Raw genomic sequence first — 16,442 nt, forward strand, 5'->3', positions numbered from 1 at the left:
ATGGTTGCTTGTTGACGCTATGCGGTAACCTTTTCGCCTTGCAGTACGCGCAGCATTGTGTCACCAATCTCGGCAGGTGAGTCTACTACGTGGATGCCGCACTCGCGCATGATGGCCATTTTGGCCGCTGCCGTGTCATCGGCGCCGCCTACGATGGCACCCGCGTGGCCCATGCGACGGCCGGGAGGGGCCGTTTGGCCAGCAATGAAACCTACCACGGGCTTCTTGTTACCGGTTTCTTTGATCCAGCGAGCAGCTTCAGCTTCCATGCCGCCGCCGATTTCACCGATCATCACGATGCCTTCGGTTTCGGGGTCGTTCATGAGCAGCTCCACCGCTTCTTTAGTGGTAGTGCCAATGATGGGGTCACCGCCAATGCCGATAGCCGTGGTCTGACCGAGGCCAGCTTTGGTGAGTTGGTCAACAGCCTCATACGTCAGCGTGCCCGACTTCGACACGATGCCGATTTTGCCTTTGGTGAAGATAAAGCCAGGCATGATGCCCACTTTGCACTCACCGGCAGTCATCACGCCGGGGCAGTTTGGTCCAATCATGCGCAGACCGTCGCGGCCTTTCAGGTACTCCTTTACCGCAATCATGTCCTTGGTCGGGATGCCTTCGGTGATGGTCACGATGACTTTGATGCCCGCGTCGGCGGCTTCCATGATAGCATCGGCGGCGAAAGCTGGGGGCACGAAAATAATGCTCGTGTCGGCACCGGCTTGCTCCACGGCTTCAGCCACGGTGTTGAACACAGGACGGTCGAGGTGGGTAGTGCCGCCTTTGCCGGGCGTTACGCCGCCAACCACGTTGGTGCCGTATTCAATCATCTGCTGAGCATGAAACGAGCCTTCGGAGCCCGTGAAGCCCTGCACAATCACTTTAGAATCCTTATTGACCAGAACGCTCATTAGGAGAAAGGTTAGGAGGAAAATGCGATATAGGGTGGTAATGGGGAATGACTTAACAAGTCATCGGTGCGCAAAAGTAGGCTTTTTTGGGGGGAGGCAAGCCAAGCGGCCGCTTCCCTTACGGAAGGTAGAGAAGGAAGACTTTACTTGTTAAACACACAAGACTTATTAAGTCGCTTTACGGCTCTTTTTTGGTCAGGATTTGGGTGTGCTTATGGGGTTGTGTTGAATAGCAGCGTGGGGCTAAGAAGGTAAATACGTACCTTTGCGGTCCACCCAACTACTCTGCGTACCCAACTGTATGTATCTGAATAACATAGTTGAAGCCATCGGCAATACTCCCTTGGTCAAACTCAATAAAGTAGCCGACGGCATCAAAGGCACGGTGCTGGCCAAGGTTGAATACTTCAATCCGGGCAATTCTGTAAAGGACCGCATGGCCGTGCGCATGGTAGAGGACGCGGAAAAAGCCGGCTTGCTCAAGCCCGGCGGCACCATCATCGAAGGCACTAGCGGCAACACCGGCATGGGCCTGGCCCTAGCCGCTATTGCGAAGGGCTACAAGTGTATCTTTGTGATGAGCGACAAGCAGAGCAAGGAAAAGCAGGATATCCTGCGCGCCGTGGGGGCCGAGGTAGTTATCTGCCCCGTGGATGTAGCTCCTGAAGATCCGCGCTCCTACTATTCCGTAGCGCGCCGCCTGAACGCGGAAACGCCGAATTCCTTCTATCCAAACCAGTACGACAACCTCTCCAACACGGCTGCCCACTACGAAAGCACCGGCCCCGAACTGTGGGCCCAGACGGATGGAAAGATTACTCATTTGGCCTGCGGTGTTGGCACTGGGGGCACTATTTGCGGCACGGCCAAGTATTTGAAAGAGCAGAACCCCTCGCTAATTACGGTGGGTTTGGATACCTATGGCTCGGTGTTCAAGAAGTATAAGGAGACGGGTGTTTTCGATGAAAACGAGATTTATCCTTACAAAACCGAAGGCATTGGAGAGGATATTCTGCCCAAGAATGTCGACTTCGACCTGATTGACCTTTTCATTAAAGTAACCGACCAGGATGCGGCCGTAATGACGCGCCGGTTGGCCAAAGAAGAAGGCCTATTTGTGGGCTGGTCCTGCGGATCGGCGGTGTACGGGGCCTTAGAGTATGCTCGTAAGCACTTGCAGGAAGACGACACGATGGTGATTATCCTGCCCGACCACGGCACGCGCTACCTGGGAAAGATTTATAACGACGACTGGATGCGTGAGCAAGGTTGGCTGTAAAGAAAAAATATCTTTATCGCCGGCTTCCGGTTTAGTATTCTCCTTATAGAAATACATAGACCTATGACCGTGACTAAAAAGCTGCGCAATATCGTGCTGGTGGATGATAACGAGACCACCTGTTTCCTGAACAATCGCTTGCTCAGCCGCCTCGATGTGGCCGATAACGTGTTAGTTTTTACCCGTGCCCAGCAGGCTTACGATTTCTTCTGGGGTGAAGGTCGCAACCTTGTTGATCCTATTCCCAATGAAACGCCTGCTTTAATTTTCGTTGATTTGAAGATGCCGGGCATGGATGGTTTTGAGTTTTTGCAACGTTACAGCGCACTGCCCGAGGAAGTGAAGGCGCGCACGGTGCTGGCCGTACTAACCACCTCTATGCACGCCGCCGACACCGCTCGCGTAGCGCAGTATCCAGATGTGGAATATTTGGCTAAGCCGCTCACCGAGGAGAAGCTGAACAAGCTGATGAGTAAGCGTTTTGCGGAGGTATAAGTCTTAGATCTAAATGCTATAAAAAAAGCCGCTGCACGGAAGTGTAGCGGCTTTTTTAATGGTTGATAGTACAAGAAACTGTCATGCAGAGCGGAGCGAAGCATCTCGCTATTTGTAGTAGAATTACTACTCTCACATCAGCACGCGAGATGCTTCGCTCCGCTCTGCATGACGTTTTGGAAGAGCGTGAAACCTTATACTACGGCTTCCACGAACTGAAATGCTTCACCATCAAATAAACCTTTGTCGCTGAGCTTCAGGCTGGGAATTACCAACAACGCCATGAATGATAAGGTCATAAAGGGCGCAGCCAGCGGTGAGCCTAACTCTTTGGCCAGTGCATCGACGGCAGCATACGCTTCGGCTACCCGGTAGCCATCCTGATCAGACATGAGGCCTGCCACGGGTAAGGGGAGGAGTATCTCCTCCAATTTGCCCCCCACAGCCGCCAGCCCGCCTTTTGCTTCGATAACTAGGTTTACGGCTCGGGCAATGCTCTCATCATCGGTGCCAACTGCGGTAATATTGTGCGAATCGTGGCCGACGCTGGAGGCCAAGGCGCCACGCTTCAGACCAAAGCCGGTGATAAAGGCTACCGCTGGCGGCGCAACTTCATAACGGTTTACAACAGTGAGCTTCAGTATGTCGCGTGTTACGTCGGGCACGACAAGGCCATTTTCAACGCTGGCAGGTAAGTCGTGGCGGGCGGTGATAAGCTGACCGTCGAAGCATTCAATCACGCGTATTTCCGTTTGCTGTGCTTGGGGGGCTTTTTGAGGCGCCTTCACTCGAAAATCTTCAGCTGTGAAAGGCTGCGCGTGGAAGTTATTAACAACAGCAACCGGCGCGGCGGGAATAAGCGTTTGGCCGTTTTCGGCTACCAATTTGCCCCCCACATACGTTTGGCGCACTCGGAAATCAGTTAGGTCATTGACCACGATAAAGTCGGCGGAATCGCCCTCGCGCAGCAAGCCTACGGGCAAGTTGTAGTGCAATACTGGGTTCAGGCAAGCTACGCGCAGTACTTGCAGAACTTCCTGACCGCGCGCTACGGCCCGCTGTACTAACTGATTGATGTGACCTTGGACAAGCGTGTCCGGGTGCTTGTCGTCGGAGCAGAACATCATGTTCTCGTAGTGTTTCGGAAGCAGGTCAATCAGTGCTTCAAAATTGCGGGCCGCGGAGCCTTCCCGGATAAGAATCTTCATGCCCACGGCCAGCTTGTCGCGAGCTTCATCAGCAGTAAAGCACTCATGATCGGTGCTGATGCCGGCTGCGGCGTAGCGCTGGGCATCCTGGCCGCGCAAGCCGGGTGCATGGCCGTCTACGGGGCGACCGTAGCGCTGGGCTAAGCCAATTTTGGCTGCTACATCAGGGTCGTTGTGCAGCACGCCGGGCCAGTTCATCATTTCGGCTAGGTAGCCGATTTCGGGGTTCTGAAACAGCTGCTCAATATCCTGCACCGATATAACAGCCCCGGCCGTTTCGAAAGGTGTAGCGGGCACGCAGGAAGGGGCGCCAAAGCAAAATTTAAACGGCACGGTGCGCCCACTCGCCAGCATATATTCTACGCCCGCCGTGCCCAGTACATTCCCGATTTCGTGTGGATCGGAGACGGTGGCTACGGTACCATGTACCACAGCTAGGCGGGCAAACTCGGCGGGCACGAGCAGGGAGCTTTCCACGTGCACATGAGCATCCACAAACCCCGGCAACGCATATGGCAACGCTGGATCAGGAACGGGAGAGGAGAGGGGCTCGATGCGCTGAATTTGCCCCCCAGCCACGTAAATGGTAGCTGGAGAAATGGTGTTAGCAAACAGATTAACAACGTTGGCGCGCAGGCTGAATTCGGCGGGCATAAGGCAGAAAAGGTAAGGATTGAGAATTTGCCCCCCAGGCCGGCGGACGGGTAAAGAACCTTATATTTGGTTAATTATCCCTGCCAAATTCGTCTCGTGAGAAAGATAATGACCTTGTTGCTAGCGGCAGTGCTGACTGGTTCTGCCGTGGCTCCCATGGCTGGTTGCGCCCAGCGCACAGCCCAACAGAAGAAAACTAAAGCCTTCAAGCGCCAGAGCAAAGGCGGCCGTATGCCTTGCCCCACACACGACTGCTAATGTATATCGCCCACTCAGCTAATAGGCTGAACGGCTTATTCCGCTTTACTTACATCTGAAAATGCCTCCCGAGCAAAACCCCCTAACCGCCCTCCGCGCAGCCGCCGATGCCGTGCGCCAACAATTGCAGGTCAATGGCTTCGACGCGGCCGGGGTGCAGCGCCTTTCCGACTTTATTGAAGGACAAAGGGCACAATTGCCTGAGGCGAGCCGCGAAGGTGTGATCAATGCTTTGGGTTGCTTTCTGGGTGAGTGCATCGTGCAAACCTACCAGGGCGAGTGGGCCACCGGGCCAGATGGTACCACGGGCATCGGCTTGCGCGAAAAGCTGTTTCTGAATCCTTTTTATCGCGTAGGGCAACAGTTAAACAGTGGCCTAGCTAATTCGGTAGTGACATTTTTTGAGCAGATTCCGGCCCGCTTGGAGGCAGAAGCACCGCGCAAAAATTGGATTTAATTACTATATTTTCCCTGAAATATTATTTTCTTCTGTTGTAAGTTTAAAACTTAACTAATCCGGTAGTTTTCATTTTGAACCTTACTTGCGTCAGTTACCGGATGCTGCGTTTTTTCTACGATGGAAGAACTACGAAGCGCCGCCGAAGCCGTGCGGCAAAATTTAAACATCCCTTCTTTTGACGAAGTAGCGGTGTCAACGCTCACCGAATTTATTGATCGTGAGCGCAGTAGCATTAGCCATGAGGCTCGGCCCGGAGTAGTAAATGCGCTGGGGTGCTTTTTGGGGGAGTGCATAATCCGTAGCTTTGGGGGCCACTGGCACCGCGACGCCTCCGGGCTGGTCGGCGTACAGATAGCTGGTTGTACCTTTATCAATCCGTTCAGCTACGTGGAGCGGCAATTGGTGCATGGTGCGGTTGAGTCCGTAATGGTATTCTTCCACTCTGTGCCCACCCGCTTAGCCGCGGCTGCCATACCACGTCGTCGAACCTGGATTCCCCTCCCCTTGCCCCCGCGCCGAACGACTTCCCCATGAGAAAAATCGTCATTGCCATCGACGGCTACTCTTCGTGCGGTAAAAGCACTACCGCCAAAGCCGTAGCCGCCGAGTTAGGGTATGCCTACATTGACACGGGCGCCATGTACCGGGCCGTGACCCTGTATTTGCTCGAACATAAAATTGCGTTCGACGATTTGCCCCGTATTGAGCAGGCCCTGCACGATATGCACATCTCGTTTAAGCGCAACCGCCGCACGGGGCGAAACGAATTGTGTCTGGACGGCGAAATCCGCGAAGATGAAATTCGTCAGATGGTTATCTCTAATTCTGTTAGTGAGGTGTCAGTGATACCGGCCGTGCGCCACGCTATGGTCAGCCAGCAGCAGCGCATGGGCCGCAAGCGCGGAGTAGTGATGGACGGTCGCGACATTGGCACCACGGTGTTTCCGGATGCGGAAGTAAAGGTGTTTATGACCGCCGAAACCCGCGTGCGGGCGCTGCGTCGGCAGGAGGAGTTAGCTATGAATGGTGAGCATGTGGAGGTCGAAGCTATTATTGACAATCTCACCAAGCGCGACCACATCGACTCGACCCGCGCCGAAAGCCCATTGCGCCGCGCTGCCGATGCCATCATGCTCGACACCACGCATATTACCATTGATGAGCAGGTAGATTTCGTGCTGGAACGCGTCTCAGCTACGCTATTTTCGCTGGCCGCAGTTGGCGACTTAGCCGTGCCCAACGACGAAAAAATGCCCCCTACGGTCCGTCATACCTAAAACGTGTTGGGGTAATAAGGGCTCCGTAGGCCTGTAAGTCGGGTTAGGGCAAACTATATCGTTTTGGGGGGCATTTTTTTGTGCTGATCTTCGTATTACGCATGAGTTTACCCGGCTAAATGCCAAAAAGATGAACGAGGTCTGGTGCTATCGGCGACCAGTTAGGGCACTAAAGTTGCAGCTACAACTGCCGAAATATTTTCCCTGTCATGAACATCACGATCGATAAAAATTCCGGCTATTGTTTTGGCGTTGAGTTCGCCATTCAGATGGCCGAGGATGAGCTAGAGAACGAATCGACTTTATACTGCTTGGGCGATATTGTGCACAACCGCATGGAAGTGGAGCGTCTACATCAACGCGGCCTGCGCATCATCGACCGCGAACAGCTTCAGCAGATACACGATAGTAAAGTACTGATACGCGCCCACGGAGAGCCACCAGAGACCTATGAACTGGCCCTGCGCAATAATCTGGAATTGATCGATGCTTCGTGCCCTGTGGTGCTGAAGCTGCAAAACCGCGTAAAGCATGCTTATGATGTAAGCCAGCGGCAGGAAGGTCAGATTGTCATTTACGGGCAACCGGGTCATGCCGAAGTTACTGGCTTAGCTGGGCAGACCGGCAACCGTGCCCTGATTGTGATGACCGAAGCGGACCTCGACCAGATTGATTTTGCTCGCCCCGTCACCTTGTTTAGCCAGACGACGAAGAGCACCGCCGGCTTCTACCGCATGAAGCAGCTAATTGAAGACCGCATTGCCGCCGCTGGGGTAGCTTGGACAGCTTTGACGCCAACGACAGTATTTGCCGCCAGGTAAGTAACCGCGAGCCCGCACTAGCAAAGTTCGCCGTGGAACACGATGTAATCGTGTTTGTAAGCGGCCGTAAAAGCTCTAATGGTAAAGCCCTGTTTTCAGTGGTTAATCAGACGAATCCGCGGAGCTACTTCATCGAAAACGATCAGGATATTAATGATGAATGGTTTGTGGGGGCCAATTCTGTCGGGATATGTGGGGCTACCAGCACGCCCATGTGGCTGATGCAGCGCGTAGCCGCCCGCATCGAGCAAGTAGCTTTGGAGGCCGTATAGCACCGCACGGATTTCTGTTCAACATCATCGTTATTTGCCCGGCCGGTTTCTGGTCGGGCATTTTTGTTTACCTCTGCTGCCGTATGCGCAAACTCTTCAATTACTTCCTCAATGGCTTCCTGATTGTGGCGCCAGTTGGCCTCACCATCTACATTCTATTTGCCACCATTCGGTGGCTCGACAGCTTGTTCCGCATGGATAATGTGCCCCCGGCATGGGCTTGCTGACCGCCATTGTGCTCCTGACCATTGTGGGCTTTGTCGCTAAGTCTTTCATGGTGCGGCCCTTCCTGATCATTGCCGAGCGAGTGCTGCACCGTACACCCCTAGTAAGCATCATTTATTCCAGCCTTAAAGATCTGTTTGATGCCTTTGTGGGCGATAATCAGAAGTTCAACTGCCCTGTTGTCATGTGTGTAAATCCGGAAGCCAAGATTTTCAAAATGGGGTTTGTCACGCAGGAAAACATGGAGCCCGCAAACCGCCCCGACTTAGTAGCCGTGTACTGCCCACACTCCTACAACTTTTCCGGCGAGCTTTTCCTGGTGCCCAAAGAAAATGTCACTTTCCTGGAGCTACCCAGCAGTGAGGTAATGAAGTTTGTGGTGTCGGGGGGCGTTTCGCGGCTGTAAAATTCACCGGATAACCACAAGTCTCCCTTCCTGACGTCAAAAACCGTATAGGCTAATCTTGTAGTTATTAGGTTAGCAGCTACTCGTGAAGACACTCCTGCATTATCGAACCTATGGCACTGGCCCGCGGGTGGTGCTTGCTTTCCACGGCTACGGGCAGAGCGAAGGCCACTGGCGTAGCATAGCCGCCGTGCTGGGCGATAGGGCCACTATTTATTCGTTTGATTTGTTTTATCATGGCAATAGTCGGCTGGCTAAAGCAGATGCGCCACTAACTAAAAAGCGACTTGGCGAGCTGCTTGCGCACTTTCTGATCGATCATAAGATTGAGAAGTTCAGCCTGCTTGCCTTTAGCATGGGGGCCAAATTTGCGCTTACGGCCGTCGAGCACTTTCCGGGTAGAGTGGAGAAAGTCTGGCTTATTGCCCCCGACGGCCTCCAACGTCAGTTCTGGTATTCGCTGGCTACCTATCCGCCCTGGATGCGCGGGGTGCTGGGCCGGGCTGTGCTGCGTCCGCAGCGCCTGCTGCGCTTTCTGAATGTGTTGGGGGAGCGCCGCGTAGTAGACACCAACCTGATACGCTTTGCTGAATGGCAGCTTGAGAGCCGCGAAAAACGCCTGCGCGTGTACCGAAGCTGGGTCGGCTTTCGGCTGCTGGTGTTCAGCCTAAAAGATTTAGCTCGTATCCTGAACGATCATCAGGTGCAAGTCACCTTTTTTCTGGGAAAATACGACCGAGTAATTCCGCACGCTGGGTTGCAACGCTTTATTGGCTCGTTGCAGCAGGCACGCACTGTCCTCCTCGATACGGGCCACGCTGGACTCATCTACGACGTGGCCGCGTATCTGCGTCGTCACCCGGAAGTCATTACGCCAACGTCTTAGCCGTTAGTTCGCGCTCATAAAGTCGCTTGTTCTCCGCGTCGAACACCACAAATACGACTTCTGCTGGCTGCGCATGAGCTTCCAAAAAGGCCAGCACCTCGCGCACGGCAACGGTAGTAGCTTCGGGCTTTGGATACCCATAAATACCGGTGCTGATGCCCGGGAAAGCGATACTATGTAGTCCATTCTCGGCGGCAACACGCAGACTATTGCGGTAGCAGTTGGCTAATAACTCGGGCTCTTGCTTGTGCCCACCGTTCCAAACTGGCCCAACAGTATGAATGACGTGCTTAGCAGACAGGCGGCCACCCGTGGTAATCACTGCCTCTCCTGTGCGCAATCCTTTGCCGTAGTGACCAGCTCGCAAGCGGCGGCATTCGTCCAAAATCTGAGGGCCGCCAGCGCGATGAATAGCGCCATCTACGCCACCACCGCCGAGCAGGGAAGAGTTGGCGGCATTTACAATAGCGTCAGTGTCGAGGATAGTAATGTCACCTTGGTATAATAAAATGCGGCCAAATGATTGGGCTTGGGCGCGCCATGAGTTGTTGAGAGATTGATTAGGCATAAGAAAATTGGAAATAGACGCTTGAAGAACACGCTCCATTTTGTGGGAACGGTAGGATGTGTCTAGGGTTTACGCTAAAAAGCCCCCCAGCCCGTTACAAAAAACATTAGCTGCATTTATTCTGCCCACACTTCTTCTTTACTCCATTAGGGTGAAGGCCGCTGACTTACATTTTTGCTAGCGATGCGCTCTTGGTGGCTGCAAACCCGTTGCTTCCCTTATATTGCCTCTACGATGATAAAAAAGCGGGTTCCAAAGCGAGTAGTGGGGCGGCGGGAGTTGGTTGACTTTCCCCAGTTTAAGTTGCGTGGGGTAGAAGCGAAGGTGGATACGGGCGCCTACACGGGTGCCATTCACTGCTCCAATATTCACATCGAAACTCTGCCCGACGGGCGCGAACTGCTCTGCGTGCAGCTGCTCGACCCCTCGCATCCAAATTTTAATGGCCGGCCGTTGCAGTTCGCCAACTTCTCCCTGCGCGACATCAAAAGCTCGAACGGGGAAGTGCAGGAACGCTATGTTATTCAGACAGTTATTCAGTTATTTGGTGAAGATATTTCCGCCGAATTCTCCCTGTCTGACCGCTCCGATATGCGCTACCCTGTGCTCATCGGACGGGCCTTGTTGCGCAAAGCACAACTGGTAGTTGATGTGGCTCGCCTACATTTGTCGTATAAAAGTCAGGCTGCGGCCAAACATCCGCGGCCTCAGATTGATTAGGGTTTCCCTGCTTTCCTGCCTCCGCCCCCCATTTACCTCTGACCTATCTTTCCAATGAAACTGGCCATTCTCTCGCGCGAGCCGAGGCTGTACTCCACCATGCGCCTTGTCGAAGCTGCCACGCAGCGCGGCTACGAGGCGGTGGTCGTCGACCATCTGCATTGCAACCTGGTGCTGGAGAAAGGCGACCCAGGCATAATTTACGAAGGCAAAAAACTGACGGGTTTTGATGCCATTATCCCGCGCATCGGCGCCTCGGTTACGTTCTACGGCACGGCCGTAGTGCGGCAATTTGAGATGATGAAAGTGCGCACGGCTATCGATAGTCAAGCTATTGTGCGCTCACGGGATAAGCTGCGCTCCATGCAGATTCTGTCGCGGGCCGGAGTCGGAATGCCCAAAACCGCCTTCACCAACTACTCCGATGAGGTGCCCGAAATGATCAAGCAGGTTGGTGGCGCTCCGGTGATTATCAAGCTTCTGGAAGGTACGCAAGGTCTGGGCGTGGTGCTGGCTGAAACCGAAAAAGCCGCCCAATCGGTGATTGAGGCCTTTCATAACCTCAAGGCCCGCATCATTGTGCAGGAGTTTATTGCCGAAAGCAAGGGCGCCGACCTGCGGGCTTTTGTGGTGAATGGCGAAGTGGTGGGTGCCATGAAGCGCCAGGGTAAGGAGGGCGAGTTTCGCTCCAACCTGCACCGGGGCGGATCGGGTAAGCTGGTGAAGCTGAGCCGGGCCGAAAAAGCCGCTGCTTTGCTGGCTACTAAAGCACTGGGCTTGGGCATTGCTGGCGTCGATATGTTGCAGAGCAAGCGTGGACCGCTGGTATTGGAAGTGAACTCATCACCGGGGCTGGAAGGAATTGAAAAGGCTACCGGCCTAGATATTGCCGGCAAAATCATCGAGTACACGGCGGCGCTGGTACACAGCAAGCGCAAGGATTCCGCTAAAAAAACGACCAGAAAAGCCCCCCAGCCCGATACCCAGCCCGATGTAGTGGGGTAAATGGCTTGAAAAACACCTGTATTCGTTCCACTCTTAACGCTTCAGCCTTTGCCCCATACCTACGGCCCCACCGATATGTTAATCAACGGCTTGGTTATCAGGCCGGGCGAACGGGTGCTGACGCGGTTGGTAATTTCGCGCCTGCCTTCCCGTACCGTCATTGATGTGCCCGTGTACGTCTATCGGGCGCAGGAACCGGGGCCAACGGTGCTGCTAATGGCGGGGATGCACGGCGACGAGGTTAATGGCATTGAAACAATTCGTCGCCTGGTGCGCCGCGATTTGCTGCAGCCTTTGCGCGGCACTATCATCGCCATTCCTATCCTCAACATCTACGGCTTTCTCAATTTCTCGCGAGAGGTGCCCGACGGCAAGGATGTGAATCGGAGCTTTCCGGGCAATCCGCGCGGGTCCTTGGCCAGCAGAGTGGCCCACCGCTTTATGCGCGAAATCATGCCGCTTATTGACTACGGCATCGATTTTCATACGGGTGGCGCTGCGCGGGCCAACATGCCGCAAGTGCGCTGTCTGCTGGGCGAAGATGAACAGACTGATGTGCTGGCGTCAGCCTTTGCGGCTCCGTTTACTTTGCACGCGTCGTTGCGGCCCGGCTCCCTGCGTGAGGCTGCGATGCAGCAGGGCCGCCGTATTATCGTGTACGAAACTGGCGAATCGTTGCGCCTCGATGAAGCCGGAATTGAGCTGGCTATAGCGGGCACATTCCGCGTTCTACACCAACTAGGAATGCTGGCTGAAGCTCCCGCCGCCGCCCAGCCGAGCATTGTGTGTCGGCGGCATACGTGGCTGCGAGCTAAGTTTGCAGGTCTGTTTCGGAGCCATGTGCAGAATGGGCAATTTTTGGAAAAAGGGGAAGTGTATGGTAGCGTAGCCGACCCATATGGCGAAGGCACCGTGCGGCTCGAAACGCCAACGGCGGGTTACGTTATTGGCCTGAACCATATGCCGGTTGTGAACCAAGGCGATGCGCTGGTACACATTGCCTGGCCGGATAATTTGCCCCCCAATCCTGCCTCACACTGGCCGCATATGCTAGAATCGCCCCCCAAGTCGAAAGAAGAGGACGACGATCAGATATAGCACTGCGCTGCGTGCTCTGATTCAGTCGTAGCAAAGCGTTGGAAGGCCTGGCTTCGACCCTTAATTTCTGATCCTGCTGGTTTCTGCGTTTCTTTGGGGAGCCGACGAGGTGTCGGCCACTACTATTTCTTTGAATGAAGACGAATTCGTTGCTTTTAGCCATCAATGCGGTCCTGGTTATTGCCGTGGCAGTATTATTTTACCTGCACTTTGCCCAAAAGCCGGCTGCGGCGCCTGTCGTCGCCAAAACTGCGGCCGTCACTGCTGCCTCCGACAGCGCCAGCATCAGTCCTGAGGATACAACGGCTGCCGCGCCCGCCGCAGTAGCGGCGGCACCTGAGCCCGTCAAAATCGGTTATGTAGAGTCAAGCAAACTGCTGGATGGCTATAAGGGCATGCAGGTTGCGCGCCGCAACTTTGAGGCAAAAGCCAAAGGTTGGGAGCAGCAAAACAAAACGATGATAACCAACTTCCAGTCGGCCGTGCAGAAATACCAGGCACAGGCTGCCAGCCTCACACCCGAGCAGCGGGCCGCTACCGAGCAACAACTGCAGCAGCAGGAGCAGAAGGTGGGTCAGGAGCAGCAAAAACTCCAGCGTCAGGCCGCCGAGGAAGAGGCCAAAATGAGCCAGCAGGTGCTTACTCGCGTGAACAAGCTGATTGAGCAGTACGGCAAGGAGAATGGTTACCAATTTATTCTCATTGCGCAGCCTGGTGGCTCTATTGCCTACAGCCGCAAAGACCTCGACGTAACAGCTCCGGTATTGAAGCGCCTAAATACTGAATACGGAAAGAAGTAGTCGGGTTTGACGCTCAAGAAGCCATCAGAAGCGCCCGCTGTTCCCTGGAGCAGCGGGCGCTTTGCTTTAGTCTAAGTGATGCTTCTGTCTGAGCTGGCGCATTGTAAAAAGCCCCCCAGCCTATGTTTATTAGTTATGCTTAGCAGATCGCTAGCTGCAAGCGAGTTGCGGTGGAAAAGTGGCCCAAATTCCTGATGTGCCTCATTAAACCCTACGTCAAAATCGGTGTCTATTGCTATGTGGTAGCTAAACCAAGGCTCCACGGTATAGACTATGAAAAAGCTGATAAAATCTTCTGTAGTACTGGTGGCGCTGGTTTTCTCGGCGGCCCTGATGACGGGTTGTGTGGCCTCGGCGCAGCCTGGCGTTGTGGTGGCAAGCGGGCCAGCATATTATCCGCCCCCTCGCCCGTATTATGGGTATAGACCTCGGCCCTACTACCATCGTCCATCGCGGGTGGTTGTGGTGGAGCGCCCGCCCGTTATTGTCAGGCCCTACCGGCAACGGTCCGTGGTGGTGCGGCCCCGACCCGGCTACTATCGCCAGGATGGCCGCCAGCCCGCCCGCGACGGGAGACCCTATGGTCGCGACCGGGGTCGGATACGCTAGTGACGATTACACGAACAAAAAAGCCCCCAGAAGATATCTGGGGGGCTTTTTTGTTCGTGTAAAAAAGACTCGTTGTCTTAGAAAACAAAACGTAAGCTGAAGGCTGCATCAGAGTACAAGCCCGTTGCACCGTCGAATACCTCGAAGAATGGCTTGTAGTCAACACCTACCACGAAGGGTAGATCCGGCAACTTGTATTCCAGACCCAGAATTAAGTCAGCACCGAAGGCTATATAGTTGCGGTCTTCAGCGTAATAAACGTAGTAGTAATCCTTGCCTTTCCGGCCGTAATAACGACGGTCGGAGAAGTAATAGCGCCCATTGTAAGACCCCACATGACCGCCGGCGCCGTAGTAAAACTGCAAGCCCTTAATATCACTTACGGGCAGGTGCTTTTCCAATAGCAAGGTGAGCCGGCCACCACGGGCAGCGTACTCTCTGGTTAGCAAGCCTTCAAATGCCACGTTATTCTTGCCGCTCAAAAAGTGCTTCACGGTGAGGCCGGAAGAATAGCCGCCAGCGCGCAGACCAATACCAGTGTTGTAACCGCCCTTCTGGGCGTAGGCAGCAGGAGCCGTTAGAAGAAGTAATAAAACTAGACGGTACAAAAACTTCATTACGGAGATGTTAGGGTTAAAAGTCAACTGACCCCATAAAGCACAAACTCCGTGCTGAACTCATCTTCGTCCGCTGGTTTTAGCGCGCCTGAGCAATTTCATCCGACAGATGCACACGTATTCCGCCGCCATCTTCCTCGGCCGCGCGCAGCATAGCGCGTGCGACTGTGACGGCCTCAACAGGCTGATACTTACGTAGTGGTCCCACCATCAAGGGCCGCAAAGCTTTCATCAAAACGGCCCCAATCTGCTCGCCCAAACGCTTTTCCGTGCGATTGCCTAGCAGCAGAGAAGGCCGAAAAAAATGAATAACCCGAAAGGGCGTCTGTCGCACGGCCTGCTCCATCTCGCCCTTCACCCGATTGTAGTAGATACGCGAATTTGCATCGGCGCCCATCGCTGATACCACTAAGAACTGCGCCGCAAAGTTGCCAGCCGTAAGGGCCGCCAGCTTTACTACGTACAAGTAATCGACCTTGTAAAAAGCCTCTTTTGAACCTGCCTGCCGCATGGTGGTGCCCAGGCAGCAGTACACATCATCGGCAATCAGGGCCAGGCGGTGCTGATCTAAATCATCCAAGTCAAATATGCGCTGCTCCAGCTTAGGATGCACCTGGGGCAGGGGCCGCCGACCTATCACAATGACTTTGGCGTAGCGCTCGGAGGCCAGCAGTAATGAAAGGAGTTGGCTGCCAACCAAGCCGCTGGCGCCGGCAATGAGAGCAGTTTTTTGAGGTGTCATAAGGTGGTTGGAAGCACGAGAGCAGAGGGAAGGGCAGCAGTAGTCCTTCTACGATAAATACCACAGAAGGGCAAAGAAGCCAAGGAACATCGCAACGAAAACGGCGCGTAGTACACCATTGTCATTGAATGTCAATCTATTCAATGAAGGCCTACTTTGGCTGTTTATTCCTGCCCCAGTAGTCGGGTTTCATCGGGTGCTAGTTGCACCAGGCCGCGCTTATAAAGGGTTCCGAGTGCTTTTTTGAATACCTTCTTGCTCATGCCGAGGCGGCGGTAAATATCGTCTGGCTCGCTTTTGTCGGACAGGGGTAGGGTGCCGCCGCTGGCACGTAGGGCCGTGAGAATGGTTTCGGTGGCGTCCAACGCTTCGTCGTAGCCTACTTTTTGCAGACTTATGTCCAGCTTACCATCGGGCCTGATCTGGCGCACGTAACCGGTTGGCCTATCTCCCAAGCGTAGGGGGCGAAAGATCTCGTTGTGATATAACAGGCCGAGGTAAGCGCCATTCACGATGACGGTGTAGCCTAAGTCAGTGTCCTGCGCAACGAAAAGCTCTACTTGGTCGCCAACCTGGCCCGGAAATTCCGCATGCGGCAAGTACTTCTCCCACTTAGACGAGGCTACGATGCGGTCGGAGTTCTCGTCGAGGTAAACATAGACGGTGGCGCGCTGCCCCACGCGCAAGGCCTGGCGCTGATTACGATAGGGGAGAAAAAGGTCTTTTTCGAGGCCCCACTCCAGGAAAGCACCGTTGGATGATACATCTTTGACAGTGAGCGCCGCAAACTCGCCTACCCGCGCCAGCGGCTCTAACGTGGTAGCAATAAGGCGGTCTTCGGAGTCGCGGTACACAAACACTCGCAACCGGTCACCAATTTGAGTGCCTTCGGGCACGTACTTAATGGGCAACAGCAAGTCGCCATCATCAGAAGTCAGATAGAGGCCGAAATCCACGGCGCGGGCTACTTCTAGTTCGTTATAGTCGCCGAGGGCAAGCATGGGAAGGGCGTATAAGGTTGAAAAGGTTGAGCGCGCAAAGGTACTGAAGGTTGGGGGGCAAATTTCACTCAGGTTATTTGCCAGCACCGCAGCCATTCTACGGTAGAATAGCAATAGGGTCAAGTCAGCC

19 protein-coding genes and 2 pseudogenes are annotated in these 16,442 nt (G+C 54.3%); 14 read left to right on the top strand and 7 right to left on the bottom strand.

Annotated elements, in window-relative coordinates; translation table 11 throughout:
* Positions 1 to 17 precede the first annotated feature (17 nt).
* Entirely contained in the window at positions 18 to 911 is an 894-nt protein-coding gene (gene sucD, locus G7064_RS15580) for a succinate--CoA ligase subunit alpha (RefSeq protein WP_133273948.1), read from the bottom strand.
* 301 nt (positions 912 to 1,212) lie between these two features.
* Between sucD and G7064_RS15585 the strand changes: the two are divergent.
* Positions 1,213 to 2,187, top strand: a pseudogene (locus G7064_RS15585) (PLP-dependent cysteine synthase family protein); the annotation flags it as partial.
* 66 nt (positions 2,188 to 2,253) lie between these two features.
* The gene (locus G7064_RS15590; RefSeq protein ID WP_133273946.1) at positions 2,254 to 2,685 is read left to right on the top strand and encodes a two-component system response regulator; all 432 of its coding nucleotides are present in this window, start codon (positions 2,254 to 2,256) and stop codon (positions 2,683 to 2,685) included.
* A 194-nt stretch (positions 2,686 to 2,879) separates the two neighbouring features.
* On the opposite strand, the gene ade is transcribed toward G7064_RS15590, so the two are convergent.
* Positions 2,880 to 4,547 carry an adenine deaminase gene (ade, locus tag G7064_RS15595; RefSeq protein ID WP_166074310.1) on the bottom strand — a complete coding sequence of 556 codons (1,668 nt, stop codon included), beginning with the start codon at positions 4,545 to 4,547 and terminating at the stop codon, positions 2,880 to 2,882.
* Positions 4,548 to 4,643: 96 nt separating this feature from the next.
* On the opposite strand from ade, the gene G7064_RS15600 reads away from it, so the two are divergent.
* Positions 4,644 to 4,805, top strand: coding sequence for a hypothetical protein (locus G7064_RS15600; RefSeq protein WP_165963652.1), 162 nt, complete (start codon positions 4,644 to 4,646; stop codon positions 4,803 to 4,805).
* Positions 4,806 to 4,866: 61 nt separating this feature from the next.
* Positions 4,867 to 5,262 (top strand): hypothetical protein, encoded by a 396-nt coding sequence (locus tag G7064_RS15605; protein ID WP_166074311.1) that lies wholly within the window; start codon positions 4,867 to 4,869, stop codon positions 5,260 to 5,262.
* Positions 5,263 to 5,457: 195 nt separating this feature from the next.
* Here G7064_RS15605 and G7064_RS15610 read toward each other — a convergent pair whose 3' ends face one another.
* Entirely contained in the window at positions 5,458 to 5,706 is a 249-nt protein-coding gene (locus G7064_RS15610) for a hypothetical protein (protein WP_166074313.1), read from the bottom strand.
* 89 nt (positions 5,707 to 5,795) lie between these two features.
* Between G7064_RS15610 and cmk the strand changes: the two genes are divergently transcribed.
* The 5 genes and pseudogenes from cmk to G7064_RS15630 all read left to right on the top strand — a co-directional run bounded on the left by cmk (position 5,796) and on the right by G7064_RS15630 (position 9,152).
* The gene (cmk, locus tag G7064_RS15615; RefSeq protein WP_133273942.1) at positions 5,796 to 6,542 is read left to right on the top strand and encodes a (d)CMP kinase; all 747 of its coding nucleotides are present in this window, start codon (positions 5,796 to 5,798) and stop codon (positions 6,540 to 6,542) included.
* Positions 6,543 to 6,751: 209 nt separating this feature from the next.
* Positions 6,752 to 7,635, top strand: a pseudogene (locus tag G7064_RS15620) (4-hydroxy-3-methylbut-2-enyl diphosphate reductase).
* Positions 7,636 to 7,718: 83 nt separating this feature from the next.
* Positions 7,719 to 7,862 carry a hypothetical protein gene (locus G7064_RS22490; protein ID WP_240935529.1) on the top strand — a complete coding sequence of 48 codons (144 nt, stop codon included), beginning with the start codon at positions 7,719 to 7,721 and terminating at the stop codon, positions 7,860 to 7,862.
* Entirely contained in the window at positions 7,850 to 8,266 is a 417-nt protein-coding gene (locus tag G7064_RS15625; protein WP_240935530.1) for a DUF502 domain-containing protein, read from the top strand. Before G7064_RS22490 ends, G7064_RS15625 begins: the two co-directional genes overlap by 13 nt.
* An 85-nt stretch (positions 8,267 to 8,351) precedes the next feature.
* Positions 8,352 to 9,152 (top strand): alpha/beta fold hydrolase, encoded by an 801-nt coding sequence (locus G7064_RS15630; protein ID WP_166074314.1) that lies wholly within the window; start codon positions 8,352 to 8,354, stop codon positions 9,150 to 9,152.
* Here the strand turns inward: G7064_RS15630 and G7064_RS15635 are convergent.
* Positions 9,136 to 9,720, bottom strand: a complete 585-nt coding sequence (locus G7064_RS15635; RefSeq protein WP_166074315.1) for an O-acetyl-ADP-ribose deacetylase — start codon at positions 9,718 to 9,720, stop codon at positions 9,136 to 9,138. The two genes, G7064_RS15630 and G7064_RS15635, sit on opposite strands and share 17 nt — an antisense overlap.
* A gap of 234 nt (positions 9,721 to 9,954) precedes the next feature.
* On the opposite strand from G7064_RS15635, the gene G7064_RS15640 reads away from it, so the two are divergent.
* The 5 genes from G7064_RS15640 to G7064_RS15660 all read left to right on the top strand — a co-directional run bounded on the left by G7064_RS15640 (position 9,955) and on the right by G7064_RS15660 (position 13,952).
* Entirely contained in the window at positions 9,955 to 10,440 is a 486-nt protein-coding gene (locus G7064_RS15640) for an ATP-dependent zinc protease (protein WP_133273937.1), read from the top strand.
* 54 nt (positions 10,441 to 10,494) lie between these two features.
* On the top strand, positions 10,495 to 11,445 hold the full coding sequence (gene rimK, locus G7064_RS15645) for a 30S ribosomal protein S6--L-glutamate ligase (protein ID WP_133273936.1): 951 nt from the start codon (positions 10,495 to 10,497) through the stop codon (positions 11,443 to 11,445).
* Between the two features lie 48 nt (positions 11,446 to 11,493).
* Positions 11,494 to 12,543, top strand: coding sequence for a succinylglutamate desuccinylase/aspartoacylase family protein (locus G7064_RS15650; protein ID WP_317128392.1), 1,050 nt, complete (start codon positions 11,494 to 11,496; stop codon positions 12,541 to 12,543).
* Between the two features lie 134 nt (positions 12,544 to 12,677).
* A complete protein-coding gene (locus G7064_RS15655) occupies positions 12,678 to 13,343 on the top strand; it encodes an OmpH family outer membrane protein (protein ID WP_166074316.1) in 666 nt (221 codons plus the stop codon).
* A 273-nt stretch (positions 13,344 to 13,616) separates the two neighbouring features.
* Positions 13,617 to 13,952: a hypothetical protein gene (locus tag G7064_RS15660; RefSeq protein WP_166074317.1), complete on the top strand. Its 336-nt coding sequence runs from the start codon at positions 13,617 to 13,619 to the stop codon at positions 13,950 to 13,952.
* Positions 13,953 to 14,029: 77 nt separating this feature from the next.
* On the opposite strand, the gene G7064_RS15665 is transcribed toward G7064_RS15660, so the two are convergent.
* From G7064_RS15665 to G7064_RS15675, 3 genes are all read right to left on the bottom strand, one after another.
* The gene (locus tag G7064_RS15665; protein WP_133273933.1) at positions 14,030 to 14,569 is read right to left on the bottom strand and encodes a hypothetical protein; all 540 of its coding nucleotides are present in this window, start codon (positions 14,567 to 14,569) and stop codon (positions 14,030 to 14,032) included.
* Between the two features lie 79 nt (positions 14,570 to 14,648).
* The gene (locus tag G7064_RS15670; protein WP_133273932.1) at positions 14,649 to 15,311 is read right to left on the bottom strand and encodes an NAD-dependent epimerase/dehydratase family protein; all 663 of its coding nucleotides are present in this window, start codon (positions 15,309 to 15,311) and stop codon (positions 14,649 to 14,651) included.
* Between the two features lie 164 nt (positions 15,312 to 15,475).
* Positions 15,476 to 16,312 carry a S1 RNA-binding domain-containing protein gene (locus G7064_RS15675; protein WP_133273931.1) on the bottom strand — a complete coding sequence of 279 codons (837 nt, stop codon included), beginning with the start codon at positions 16,310 to 16,312 and terminating at the stop codon, positions 15,476 to 15,478.
* Between the last annotated feature and the right edge of the window lie 130 nt (positions 16,313 to 16,442).

It is taken from the genome of Hymenobacter sp. HDW8 (assembly GCF_011305775.1).
Lineage (GTDB): Bacteria > Bacteroidota > Bacteroidia > Cytophagales > Hymenobacteraceae > Hymenobacter > Hymenobacter radiodurans.

Bases quoted from the DNA above. Each gene is read 5' to 3' on its own strand.
- cmk (WP_133273942.1), top strand. From the start codon at position 5,796: ATGAGAAAAATCGTCATTGCCATCGACGGCTACTCTTCGTGCGGTAAA.
- G7064_RS15635 (WP_166074315.1), bottom strand. From the start codon at position 9,720: ATGCCTAATCAATCTCTCAACAACTCATGGCGCGCCCAAGCCCAATCA.
- G7064_RS15675 (WP_133273931.1), bottom strand. From the start codon at position 16,312: ATGCTTGCCCTCGGCGACTATAACGAACTAGAAGTAGCCCGCGCCGTG.
- G7064_RS15590 (WP_133273946.1), top strand. From the start codon at position 2,254: ATGACCGTGACTAAAAAGCTGCGCAATATCGTGCTGGTGGATGATAAC.
- G7064_RS15670 (WP_133273932.1), bottom strand. From the start codon at position 15,311: ATGACACCTCAAAAAACTGCTCTCATTGCCGGCGCCAGCGGCTTGGTT.
- G7064_RS15605 (WP_166074311.1), top strand. From the start codon at position 4,867: ATGCCTCCCGAGCAAAACCCCCTAACCGCCCTCCGCGCAGCCGCCGAT.
- sucD (WP_133273948.1), bottom strand. From the start codon at position 911: ATGAGCGTTCTGGTCAATAAGGATTCTAAAGTGATTGTGCAGGGCTTC.
- G7064_RS15665 (WP_133273933.1), bottom strand. From the start codon at position 14,569: ATGAAGTTTTTGTACCGTCTAGTTTTATTACTTCTTCTAACGGCTCCT.
- rimK (WP_133273936.1), top strand. From the start codon at position 10,495: ATGAAACTGGCCATTCTCTCGCGCGAGCCGAGGCTGTACTCCACCATG.
- G7064_RS15640 (WP_133273937.1), top strand. From the start codon at position 9,955: ATGATAAAAAAGCGGGTTCCAAAGCGAGTAGTGGGGCGGCGGGAGTTG.
- G7064_RS15655 (WP_166074316.1), top strand. From the start codon at position 12,678: ATGAAGACGAATTCGTTGCTTTTAGCCATCAATGCGGTCCTGGTTATT.
- G7064_RS15625 (WP_240935530.1), top strand. From the start codon at position 7,850: ATGGGCTTGCTGACCGCCATTGTGCTCCTGACCATTGTGGGCTTTGTC.
- G7064_RS15660 (WP_166074317.1), top strand. From the start codon at position 13,617: ATGAAAAAGCTGATAAAATCTTCTGTAGTACTGGTGGCGCTGGTTTTC.
- ade (WP_166074310.1), bottom strand. From the start codon at position 4,547: ATGCCCGCCGAATTCAGCCTGCGCGCCAACGTTGTTAATCTGTTTGCT.
- G7064_RS22490 (WP_240935529.1), top strand. From the start codon at position 7,719: ATGCGCAAACTCTTCAATTACTTCCTCAATGGCTTCCTGATTGTGGCG.